At 68.4% G+C, this 10,784-nt stretch carries 10 protein-coding genes; 5 read left to right on the forward strand and 5 right to left on the reverse strand.

Annotated elements, in window-relative coordinates; all coding sequences use genetic code 11:
- Positions 1 to 2 precede the first annotated feature (2 nt).
- The 4 genes from aroC to AC3A6B_RS29530 are packed head-to-tail and all read left to right on the forward strand — an operon-like array spanning position 3 to position 3,105.
- Positions 3 to 1,124 carry a chorismate synthase gene (gene aroC / locus AC3A6B_RS29515; protein ID WP_487840186.1) on the forward strand — a complete coding sequence of 374 codons (1,122 nt, stop codon included), beginning with the start codon at positions 3 to 5 and terminating at the stop codon, positions 1,122 to 1,124.
- Positions 1,124 to 2,302, forward strand: coding sequence for an MFS transporter (locus AC3A6B_RS29520; RefSeq protein ID WP_487840187.1), 1,179 nt, complete (start codon positions 1,124 to 1,126; stop codon positions 2,300 to 2,302). The genes aroC and AC3A6B_RS29520 overlap by 1 nt, the downstream gene beginning before the upstream one ends.
- A 52-nt stretch (positions 2,303 to 2,354) precedes the next feature.
- Positions 2,355 to 2,678, forward strand: a complete 324-nt coding sequence (locus tag AC3A6B_RS29525; protein ID WP_487840188.1) for an AbrB/MazE/SpoVT family DNA-binding domain-containing protein — start codon at positions 2,355 to 2,357, stop codon at positions 2,676 to 2,678.
- Positions 2,679 to 2,682: 4 nt separating this feature from the next.
- Complete coding sequence (locus AC3A6B_RS29530; protein WP_487840189.1) at positions 2,683 to 3,105, forward strand: putative toxin-antitoxin system toxin component, PIN family; 423 nt, start codon at positions 2,683 to 2,685, stop codon at positions 3,103 to 3,105.
- Positions 3,106 to 3,110: 5 nt separating this feature from the next.
- Here the strand turns inward: AC3A6B_RS29530 and AC3A6B_RS29535 are convergent, their stop codons facing one another.
- The 5 genes from AC3A6B_RS29535 to AC3A6B_RS29555 form a co-directional block, all read right to left on the reverse strand.
- The gene (locus AC3A6B_RS29535; protein ID WP_487840190.1) at positions 3,111 to 4,037 is read right to left on the reverse strand and encodes a carbohydrate kinase family protein; all 927 of its coding nucleotides are present in this window, start codon (positions 4,035 to 4,037) and stop codon (positions 3,111 to 3,113) included.
- Between the two features lie 126 nt (positions 4,038 to 4,163).
- Positions 4,164 to 5,102 carry an ABC transporter substrate-binding protein gene (locus tag AC3A6B_RS29540; protein WP_487840191.1) on the reverse strand — a complete coding sequence of 313 codons (939 nt, stop codon included), beginning with the start codon at positions 5,100 to 5,102 and terminating at the stop codon, positions 4,164 to 4,166.
- Between the two features lie 40 nt (positions 5,103 to 5,142).
- Positions 5,143 to 6,156: an ABC transporter permease subunit gene (locus AC3A6B_RS29545; protein ID WP_487840192.1), complete on the reverse strand. Its 1,014-nt coding sequence runs from the start codon at positions 6,154 to 6,156 to the stop codon at positions 5,143 to 5,145.
- Between the two features lie 28 nt (positions 6,157 to 6,184).
- On the reverse strand, positions 6,185 to 7,732 hold the full coding sequence (locus AC3A6B_RS29550) for a sugar ABC transporter ATP-binding protein (protein ID WP_487840193.1): 1,548 nt from the start codon (positions 7,730 to 7,732) through the stop codon (positions 6,185 to 6,187).
- Entirely contained in the window at positions 7,725 to 8,969 is a 1,245-nt protein-coding gene (locus AC3A6B_RS29555; protein WP_487840194.1) for an ROK family protein, read from the reverse strand. The genes AC3A6B_RS29550 and AC3A6B_RS29555 overlap by 8 nt, the downstream gene beginning before the upstream one ends.
- 333 nt (positions 8,970 to 9,302) lie before the next feature.
- Between AC3A6B_RS29555 and AC3A6B_RS29560 the strand changes: the two genes are divergently transcribed.
- On the forward strand, positions 9,303 to 10,712 hold the full coding sequence (locus AC3A6B_RS29560) for an MFS transporter (protein ID WP_487840195.1): 1,410 nt from the start codon (positions 9,303 to 9,305) through the stop codon (positions 10,710 to 10,712).
- Positions 10,713 to 10,784 lie beyond the last annotated feature (72 nt).

Here is a 10,784-nt window from a genome sequence, read left to right on the forward strand (position 1 = left end):
GCATGAGCGGCAATACCTTCGGCACCCTTTTCGCGGTCACCAACTTCGGCGAGTCCCACGGTCCCGCGATCGGGTGCGTCATCGACGGCTGCCCGCCCGGCATGGCGCTCAGCGAGGCCGATATCCAGGGCGACCTCGACCGCCGCCGTCCCGGCACCAGCCGCCACGTGACCCAGCGCAACGAACCCGATGCGGTGCAGATCCTCTCCGGCGTGTACGAGGGCAAGACCACCGGCACGCCGATCGCGCTGCTGATCCAGAACACCGACCAGCGCAGCAAGGATTACGGCCAGATCGCGCAGCAGTTCCGCCCCGGCCATGCCGACTTCGCCTACTGGAAGAAATACGGCATCCGCGATCCGCGCGGCGGCGGCCGCTCCTCGGCACGGCTCACGGCGCCGATGGTCGCGGCCGGCGCGGTGGCCAAGAAGTGGCTCTTCGAAAAGTACGGCACCGTGTTTCGCGGCTGCATGGCGCAGATCGGCGACATCGCGATTCCCTTCGAGGGCTGGGAGCATGTGCCGAACAACCCCTTCTTCGCGCCCATCGCCGACGTCTCCAAGCTCGAGGCCTACATGGACGCCTTGCGCAAGGCAGGCGACTCCTGCGGCGCGCGCATACGCGTGACGGCATCGAAGGTGCCGGTGGGCCTCGGCGAGCCGCTGTTCGACAAGATGGACGCCGACATCGCCTGGGCCATGATGGGCATCAACGCCGTCAAGGGCGTGGAAATCGGCGCCGGCTTCGCAAGCGTCACGCAGCGCGGCACCGTGCACGGCGACTCGATCATGCCCGAGGGCTTCGAGAGCAACAACGCGGGCGGCACGCTCGGCGGCATCACGACGGGGCAGGACCTCGAGGTCAGCATCGCGATCAAGCCGACCAGCTCGATCATCAGCCCGCGCCGCTCGGTCGATGTCAACAACCAGCCGGTCGAGGTCGTCACCAAGGGCCGGCACGACCCCTGCGTCGGCATCCGCGCGACGCCGATCGCCGAGGCGATGCTGGCGCTGGTCGTGATGGAGCATGCGCTGCGCAACCGCGCGCAATGCGGCGACGTGCAGGGAGAGCAGGAACAAGGGCAAGCTGCGGACGCGTCGTCGCCGCAGGCGTCCTTCCTCTAGTGGCGACGCCGGGGCCGACTTCGGGCGGCCGCGGCCACCTGCTGGCTTTCGCAGCGCTCTCGGCCAGCTACTTCGCGCACATCGGCTTCTTCAATCCCTACCTGCCGCTGTGGCTGAAGGATCTGGGGCTGCCGATCTTCACCATCAGTCTCTTGACCTCGGTGCAGTCGATCACCCGGGTCTTCGCGCCCTATGCATGGGGCGCCCTGAGCGACCACACGGGGCATCGCGTGCTGCTGCTGCGCATCAGCGCGGCGGTGGCGCTGGTGTCCTCGTTCGGGCTGTGGTGGCACGGCGGCGCCTGGTGGCTGGGCCTGGTGCTGCTGGTGATGTTCACGCACACCAGTTCGATGATGTCGCTCACCGAAGCGGCCATGGCGCACCTGGTGGCCGGCGATTGGGGGCGCTACGGCCGCATCCGGCTCTGGGGCTCGGCGGGCTTCCTGGTCACAGTCTTCTTCGCCGGCGAATGGTTCGAGCATTTCGGCATGGGGCACTTCCCCGCCTGGGCGGGCGGCACGCTCGCCATCGTGCTGATCGCAACGCTGCGCCTGCCCGACGTCCGGGAGCCGGCTGTGGCCCACGCGGAGGCGCAGGAACCGGTCGGGCCGGTGCTGCGCATTCCGGCGGTGCGCTGGTTCTTCATCTCGCTGTTCTTCCACGTGATGGCGCACTTCGCGGTCTACGGCTTTCTCTCGCTGTACCTCGATTCGCTCGGCTACGGCAAGGGGACCATCGGCTTGCTGTGGGCGCTGTCGGTGGTGGCCGAGATCGCATGGTTCTACCTGCAGGGCCGGCTGCTGGCCTTGTTCGCAATGCCGCGCTGGCTCCTGATCTGCGGCGTCGCCGCGGTGCTGCGCATGGGCATCACCGCGGGATGCGGCCCCTGGGTCTGGGCGCTGGCGGCGGCGCAGGCCCTGCACGCGCTCTCGTTCGCCGCGCACCACACGGCCTGCATCGCGATGGTGTCGCGCCACTTCCCGGGGCGGCTGCGCGGACGCGGGCAGGCGCTCTTCACCGTGATCGGCTACGGCTTCGGTGGCGTGCTCGGCGTGCTGGCCGGCGGCGCGATCGCGCAGCAATTCGGCTATGTCGCGATGTTCGGCGTCGCGACGCTGCTCGCGGTGGTGGGCAGCGTTTGCGCGTGGCGGGCGCAGAGCTTGGAAGCTGGCGGTTGACCCTCCGGCGAGGGATGGCTAAAGTAAGGATTCCTTACGTCAGGAATATTCCATGCTTGCCAAGATGACCTCCAAGAACCAGCTCACGCTGCCGCGCAGCGTGACGGACCAGGTCGGCGCCACGGAGTACTTCGACGTCGAGGTGCGCGACGGCCAGATCGTGCTGACGCCCGTGCGGATCCAGCGTGGCGATGCGGTGCGCGCCAAGCTCGCGGCGCTGGGCCTGACCGATGCGGATGTTCGCGATGCCGTCGATTGGGCACGGCAGGGGGCCGAACCGGCTGCGCTGATGGCTGCCGAGCCGCCGCCTGCCTATCGCGTCAAGCGTGCGCGCTCGGCCGGCAGCGCCCCCGCCAAGACCAAGCGCCAGGCCTGAGCGCGTGGCTGCCCGGCGGGTGGTGTTCGACACCAACGTGGTTCTTTCGGCCTTGCTGTTCGGCGGACCGGCGACACGGCGGCTGCGCGAGCTGTGGCAGCAAGGCGCCTGCACGCCGCTCGTCAGTACCGCAACCGCAGGGGAACTGGTGCGCGTGCTGGGCTACCCGAAGTTCCGGCTCTCGCCGCAGGATCGCGAAGAGCTGCTGGCCGACTATCTTCCCTTTGCGCAGGTCGTGACGCTGCTGGATCCGCCACCGGCCGTGCCGGTGTGCCGCGACCCCTTCGACGCGCCCTTCCTGCAACTCGCGGCGGCCGGCAAGGCAACGCTGGTGACGGGCGATCGCGATCTCCTGGTGTTGTCGGGGGCAGCCAAGTTCCGCATCCTCGCCATCGAGCCGTTCATCGAAGGATTCGATGCCTCCTGAAAGCCTCAGTTCAGCTTGTCTCGGCGCGGCATGTCGGCACCGCGCCGCGAACAGGTGATCGCCGCAGCCCGGGCGGCGAAGCCCAGCAGATCGGCGAGCGATGCGCGGTCGAGCGCCGACAGCGCCTCGGGCGTGAGTGCATCGTGCTCGTCCAGCCAGGTCAGGAGCGCGGCCTGGAAGGTGTCGCCCGCGCCGACCGTGTCCACCACCTCGGTCTCCGGCGAGGGCACCTCGGCCTGCGCCGCCCGGGTCCATGCGCTCGCCCCATGGCGGCCGCGCGTCACTGCGACCAGGCTCGCGCCGCGCTCGAGCCAGCGCGCCGCCATCTGCTGCGGCGTTTCGGCCGGATAGAGCAGGCCCAGGTCTTCGTCGCTGACCTTGACCAGGTGCGCGATCGACACCATCTGCTCGACCACCGCGCGCCAGTGCGCGAGGTCGGGCTCGACGTTGAGCCGCACATTGGGGTCGTAGGCGATCAGGCGCCGCTCGCGCTCGCGTGCCGCCAGGGCGCGCAGCGCGCTTCCGACCGGTTCCACCGCGAGCGCGTAGGAGCCGAACTGCAGCACGCGCGCCGCTGCAGGCAGCGCCGGCAGCGTGTCGTGCGTGATCTGCCGGTCCGCCGCGCCCGTGCCGTGGAAGGCATAGCGCGGCACGCCTGCAGCGTCGACGCTGATCACGCTGAGCGTGCTCGGCGCGTCGCTGCGCAGCACCAGCGAGGTGTCGACGCCTTCGGCGCGCAGCGAGGCCAGCAGGCGCTCGCCGCAGGCATCGGTCGACAAGGCGGCCAGGAAGGCGACCGGCCGTTCCAGCCGCGCCAGGCCCTGCGCCACGTTGAGCGGCGAGCCGCCGATGCGCGCATCGAGCGTCATGCCGGTGGCCGTCCATTCGCCCGTGTAGACATCCATCAGGGCTTCGCCGCAGACCACGAACATACCTATCCTTCGAAGAGCTTCAAACGGTTGAAACCGAAACCAGTCCGCCGCCGGGCCGCCCCAAGGCGGACTGCGGCCCCCTGGCGGGTAGCGAGTACACGAAGTGACGGAGCTCGGGGGCCACATTCAGCGCGGGGCCTGCCAGCCTTTGTAGTCCTTGACATTTGCGCGGGTGATCAAGGTCGAGGGCAGCAGCGTCATCGGCTGGGCGGGCTTCTTGCCGTTCATGATGTCGTGCCCGATCTCGACTGCCTTCTGCGCAATCATGTACGGGTCCTGGCTGGCCGAGGCCTGCACTTGCGTGTCGCTCTTGAGCGCCGTCTCGATGTCGGGCGCGCCGTCGACCGAGGTGATGACGATGTTCTTGCGGTTGAGCTGCTTGGCAGCGAGATCGGCACCGATGGCCTGTGGGTCGTTGATGGCGAACACGGCGTCGATCTTCGGGAAGCGCGTCAAGTGGTTCTGCATCACGTTGAGGCCGCCTTCGCGCGAGCCCTTGGCGTCCTGGTCGTCCGACAGGATCTTGATGTCGGGGCTCTTCTTGAGCACCGTCTTGCAGCCGTTGACGCGGTCGATCACGGCCGACACCTGCGGGCCGTTCTGGATGATCACGTTGCCCTTGCCGCCGAGCTTCTCCACGATGTACTGGCAGGCGAGCTCGCCGGCCTGCACGTTGTTGGTCTGCACGGTGGCGTCGGCGCCGTTGGCCGCCACGTCCACGCCCACCACCACGATGCCGGCCTTCTTGGCCTTCTGCAGCGCGGGCTCGATGGCCTTGGCGTCGACCGCGTTGACCAGAATCATGTCCGTGCCCGAGGCGATGAAGCCGTCGATCTGCGAGAACTGCTTGTTGAGGTCGTAGTCGGCCGACAGCGCATTGACCTTGGCATTCGGACTGTATTGCTTGACCTTGGCTTCGGCGCCCTTGGCGAGCGAGACGAAGAAGGGATTGCCGAGCGAGCCGAGCGTGATGCCGACGCTCTTGATCTGCTTCTGCTGGGCCTGCGCCGCCGGGGCGGCGAGGGCCGCGGCGATCACGGCGAGTGCGAACAATGACTTGCGCATGGGAGAGTCTCCTGGTCGTGGTTGGGAAAATGAAGCGGGTTCAGGTGCGTGCCGAGTCTTTGCGGCGATAGCGATCGAGCGCGACGGCGCCGATGATCACCAGGCCCTTGACGATGTACTGCCAGATGTCCGAGACACCCATCAGGATCAGGCCGTTGGTCAGCACCGCGATGATGAGCGCGCCGATCAGCGTGCCGAGGATCGAGCCGGTGCCGCCGACGAAGCTGGTGCCGCCGAGAATCACCGCCGCGATGGCGTCGAGTTCGTAGGAGGCGCCGAGCTGCAGGCCGTTGGCCGCGTAGAGCCGCGCCGAGGCCATGACCCCGCCCAGGCCCGAGAGCAGCCCGGAGGTGCAGTAGACGAACAGCAGCACCGCCCAGACCTTGATGCCGGCCAGGCGCGCGGCTTCCGGGTTGCCGCCCACCGAGTAGATGTTCAGGCCCAGCACGGTGCGGCGCAGGATGAACCACGACAGCGCCACCACCGCGAAGGCGATGATCACCAGCCAGGGCACGCCCAGCACCTCGCCGTTGCCGATGAAGGCGAAGGGCAGCTGCGGGTTGAACACGGTGGTGTCGTTGCCGAGCAGCCGCGCGATGCCGCGCACCGCAGTCAGCGAGCCCAGCGTCACGATGAAGGGCGGCAGCTTGACGAAGGCGATCAGCACGCCGTTGATCAGTCCGAACAGCAGCCCGCAGGCCAGGCCGGCGGCGATGCCGAGCATGCCGAACTCCGGCACGTTCGACACCAGCATCGCGACCACCGCCGAAGCCGCGAGGATCGAGCCCACCGACAGGTCGATGCCGCCGGTGAGGATCACGAAGGTCATGCCGGCGGCCAGCACGATGTTGATCGAGGCCTGCTGCGTCATGATCGACAGGTTCTGCAGGCTGAAGAAGTTGTCGCTCGCGAAGCTGAAGCCGATGCACAGCAGCACCAGCACCGGCAGCATGCCGAGGGCACGCATGATCTCCTTGCCGGAGGCGCCGCGCAGCGCGGGGGGCAGGGCGGAGTTGTCCGGTGCCGGGATGGCGGGGGAAATCTGCTTGGTCATGGGGAGGTCTCCTGTTGCGTCGTCCGGCTCAGTGCAGCACGGGCGCGTGGATGGCGGCCGCGCCGGTGGCCAGCGCGACGATGTTTTCCTGGGTGATGGGCAGGGCGCTCGCGCCGCCCACCTCGCCGACGAGATGGCCTTCGCGCATCACGATCACGCGGTCGCAGATGCCCACCACCTCGGCCAGTTCGCTCGAGATCACCAGCACCGCGACGCCGCGCCGCGCCAGCTCGTCGATCAGGCGGTAGATCTCGCTCTTGGCGCCGATATCGACCCCCCGCGTCGGTTCGTCGAGGATCAGCACCTTGGGCGCCAGTTCGAGCAGCCGGGCCAGCAGCACCTTCTGCTGGTTGCCGCCGGACAGCGAGCCGACGTTGACCCGCGCCGAGGGCACGCGGATCGAGAGCTGCGCGATCGCGTCGCGCGCGCGCTGCGCGGCGCGCTTGCCGTCCATCACGCCGCCGGCGTTCGCGTCGCGCGGGCACACCATCACGTTGATGTTGTCGCGCACCGATTGGTCGAGAAACAGGCCCTGGCCCTTGCGGTCCTCCGTGAGGTAGAGGATGCCCGAGCGGATCGCGTCGATCGGCTTGGCGATCTTCAGCAGCGCGCCGCTGCCATTCAAGGAGATCTCGCCGCCGGTGCTCGGATCGGCGCCGAAGATCAGGCGCGCCAGCTCGGTGCGGCCGGCGCCGACCAGACCGGCCAGGCCGAGCACTTCTCCGGCATGCAGCTCGAAGCTGCAGTCGTGCACCCGCCGGCCGTCGCTGAGGCCGCGCACCGAGAGCGCGCGCTCGCCGGTGTGCTGGCCGTGGTGCTCCTTGCGATAGAAGCCCGAGAGATCGCGGCCCACCATCATCTTCACCAGCTTCTCGCGCGAGAGCTCGGCGCGCGTGAGCGTGCCGACATAGCTGCCGTCGCGCAGCACGGTGACCTCGTCGGCGAGCTCGTCGATCTCGTCCATGCGGTGGCTGATGTAGAGGATCGCCAGGCCCTCGTCGCGCAGGCGCTTGATCAGCGCGAACAGGCGGTCGGTCTCGTGCGTCGACAGCGGCGTGGTCGGCTCGTCCATCACCAGGATGCGGCAGTCGAAGTGCACCGCGCGCGCAATCTCCACCAACTGGCGCTGCGCGATCGAGAGCATCGCGACGCGCGTCGCCGGGCCGAAGTCGGCGCCCAGGCGCTGCAGCGTGCCCTCGCAGGCTGCGGCCATGCCGGCGCGGTCGACCAGGCCGCCGCGGCGCAGCGCGCGGCCCATGTAGATGTTCTCGGCCACGCTGAGGTTGGCCGCGAGGCTCAGTTCCTGGTAGATCACCGAGACACCGAGCTGCTTGGCTGCCAGCGGGCCGTCGATATGGACCTGCTTGCCGTCGATCAGGATCTCGGCGCCGGGGTCGGGCATGTAGGCGCCCGACAGCACTTTCATCAGCGTCGACTTGCCGGCGCCGTTCTCGCCCATCAGCGCATGCACGTGGCCGGCGCTGGCGCGCAGCCGCACGTCCTGCAGCGCCTTGACGCCGGGGAAGGTCTTGGAAATCTTGCGCAGCTCCAGCAGCGCGGTGGGGTCTTCATGCATTCGCTGTCTCCGGGTGGCGGGGGCGTGAACGGCCGCGCAGCACATCTGCGCGCGGCGAGAAGTTGAAGAACATCGGCAGGCTGGCCGCGCCGATCGCGCCGGCGTCGGCGCGAAAGCTGCCGCGCAGGATTCGCGGGGTCTGGCGCGCCTCCGGCGCGATCGCGCGCAGGCCTTCGTCGAGGCGCTTCATGAGCTCGCCGATCAGGCCGCTGTCGATGTCGCAGTCGATCACCACCACCGGCAAATCGAGCACGGCCAGCGATGCGCGCGTCGAAGGCACCAGCGCATCGATGCAGTCGTCGATCCATTCGCGCACCTCGGGCCGGCCGGACTTGACGCAGGCCTCCAGGTCGGCGTGGCCGCGCACCGCGATGCCGTGGTGGCGCAGGTGGCGCGCCAGCGCGTTGAGCGAGGCGCGCGAGAGCAGGATGTCCCAGCGCCGGTCCGACACCGGGGCCGAGGCCAGGCGGCTGGGCGGCACCGGCATCAGGCCGAGGTCGGCCGCGTTGCCGGTCGGCCCGCGCAGGCTTTCGCCGCCGATTACCGCGCCCGCGCCCAGCGCCGCGCCGATGAAGATGTAGAGGAAGTCGTTCTCCTCGCGGCCGATGCCGAAGAACAGCTCGGCGATCGCGGCCGCGTTGCCGTCGTTTTCCTTGAACACGGGCTGGTCCACGGCCCGCGCCAGCATCGCGCCGAAGTCGACCTCGTCCCAGATGCGGAAGTCCGCCTTCAGGTCGAGTTCGCGCAGCCAGCTGCCGAGGTTGTAGGGCTGCGCCAGGCCGACACCCATGAGCCGGCGGTGCTGCGCCGCGTCGAGCGTGGCCGTCATGCGGCTCACGTCTTTCTGCACCAGCGCCAGCGCGCGGTCGGGGTGGGGCAGCAGCAGGTCGTGCGCCGCGCGGGCCAGGATCTTGCCGCCGAGGTCGATCATCACGGTCTCGATGCTGGTGCGGTCCAGCCGCACGCCGATGCCGTAGGCGCCTTCGGGATTGATGCGGTAGAGCCCGGCGGGCTGGCCGCGCTGGCCTTCCTGCCGGCGGCCCGCGGGCTCGATCAGCCGCGACTCCTCGAGCGACTGCACGATGCTGCCGACGGCCGTGTTGGTGAGCTGAGCCCAGCGCGCCAGGTCGGCCTTCGACGCCTCGCCGGCCCGGCGCAGCCGCTGCAGCAGGCTGCGCTCGTTGTAGAGGCGCAGGTTGACCGAATTGGTGCCCCGACCGGGACCGGCTGTCGTCACTTGGGCTGTCTCCTGATCCCCAGGAAGGGACTCAATTAATTAATTCAAGTTGAATAAATAGTAGAAGCAAGCACCGGCAGACCAGCCAGGGGTTAACCCGGAAAAATGCAAGAAAGTATGTGTTCGGGCCGGTTGCGCACCGTGGGGCAGGGGGAAGCAAGCAAGACCGTATCGGTCGGGGCAGCCCACCTCGGGCACCTGGGGACAAACCCCCATTCCGCGCGAAAGTCGCACGAGCTTGATCGATGATCGATCGCCACCCTGTTCCGTTGCATTGCCGCGGCTCCGGAGGCGCACCTACAGTCGCCTCGCCCCTTCCCAATGGAGACACCCATGAGCAAACCCCAGGCGCACGAGCCGCAAGGCCGGCACCAGTCGAAGAAAGCCGCCGCCAGCGGCTGGATCGGCTCGGCCCTCGAGTACTACGACTTCTTCATCTACGCCACCGCAGCAGCGCTGATCTTTCCGCAGATCTTCTTTCCCAAGGGCGATCCGAATATCGCCATCGTCGCCTCGCTCGCGACCTACGGCGTCGGCTACGTGGCGCGACCGATAGGCGCCTTCTTCCTCGGCCACTGGGGCGACACCCACGGCCGCAAGCAGGTGCTGGTCCTGTGCATGTTCCTGATGGGCTTCTCGACCATCGCCGTCGGCCTCTTGCCCACCTACGACCAAGTCGGCCTCTTGGCGCCGGTGCTGCTCGTGATCTGCCGCCTGGTCCAGGGCTTCGCGGTCGCCGGCGAGATCTCGGGCGCCAGCTCGATGATCCTGGAGCACGCGCCCTTCGGGCGGCGCGGCTTCTTCGCCAGCTTCACGCTGCAGGGCGTGCAGGCCGGCCAGATCCTGGCCGCCGCGGTGTTCCTGCCGCTCGCGCACTACATGCCGGAGGAAGCCTTCAACAGCTGGGGTTGGCGCATTCCCTTCCTCTTGAGCTTCATCGTCATCGCCGCCGGCTACATCATCCGGCGCGAGGTCGACGAGACGCCTGCCTTCGCCGAGGAAGGCCAGCGCAACGAGCGTCCGCGCTCGCCGATCGTGGACGCCTTCAAGTACAGCTGGAAGGACATGCTGCGCGTCGTGCTGATGGCGCTGATGAACGTGATCCCGGTGGTCGCCACCATCTTCGGCGCCGCCTATGCGGTGCAGTCCGCCTACGGCATCGGCTTCGCGAAGGACATCTACCTGTGGATCCCGGTGCTCGGCAACATTCTCGCGGTGCTGGTCATTCCCTACGTCGGCAACCTCTCGGACCGCATCGGCCGCAAGCCGCCCATCGTCTTCGGCGCGCTGGCCTCGGGCCTGCTGGCCTTCGGCTATCTCTATGCGATCAGCATCAAGAACGTGCCGTTGGCGATCTGCATGTCGCTCCTGATGTGGGGCGTGGTCTACCAGGGCTACAACGCGGTGTTCCCGAGCTTCTACCCCGAGCTGTTCCCGACCCGCACCCGCGTCTCGGCGATGGCGATCTCGCAGAACATCGGCACCGCCGCCACCGCGATGCTGCCGGCGCTGTTCGCCACCGTGGCGCCTCCGGGCGCGGCCAACATCCCGCTGATCGTGGGCTCGCTGGCCTTCGGCATCACGGTCATCTCTGCACTCGCCGCGCTGAGCGCCCGCGAGACCTACCGCATCCACATGAACGACCTCGGCAATCCCGATGCGGTGCCGGTGCCCAAGCCGGAATACGAGCGCCTGCGCGAACAGACGCTGGCCGACGCGCGGTTGGCGAAGGCTGCGGCCTAGATGCTATGTAGGACTACCCGAGTCACCCCCGTTTAGCTAAAACGGGATTTCCAACTTCTAGGCAAAGGAGAC

Source organism: Variovorax sp. Soil_C_33 (assembly GCF_057656935.1).

Coding starts and splice junctions, on each gene's coding strand:
- aroC (WP_487840186.1), top strand. CDS start 3: ATGAGCGGCAATACCTTCGGCACCCTTTTCGCGGTCACCAACTTCGGC.
- AC3A6B_RS29525 (WP_487840188.1), top strand. CDS start 2,355: ATGCTTGCCAAGATGACCTCCAAGAACCAGCTCACGCTGCCGCGCAGC.
- AC3A6B_RS29535 (WP_487840190.1), bottom strand. CDS start 4,037: ATGTTCGTGGTCTGCGGCGAAGCCCTGATGGATGTCTACACGGGCGAA.
- AC3A6B_RS29540 (WP_487840191.1), bottom strand. CDS start 5,102: ATGCGCAAGTCATTGTTCGCACTCGCCGTGATCGCCGCGGCCCTCGCC.
- AC3A6B_RS29545 (WP_487840192.1), bottom strand. CDS start 6,156: ATGACCAAGCAGATTTCCCCCGCCATCCCGGCACCGGACAACTCCGCC.
- AC3A6B_RS29550 (WP_487840193.1), bottom strand. CDS start 7,732: ATGCATGAAGACCCCACCGCGCTGCTGGAGCTGCGCAAGATTTCCAAG.
- AC3A6B_RS29560 (WP_487840195.1), top strand. CDS start 9,303: ATGAGCAAACCCCAGGCGCACGAGCCGCAAGGCCGGCACCAGTCGAAG.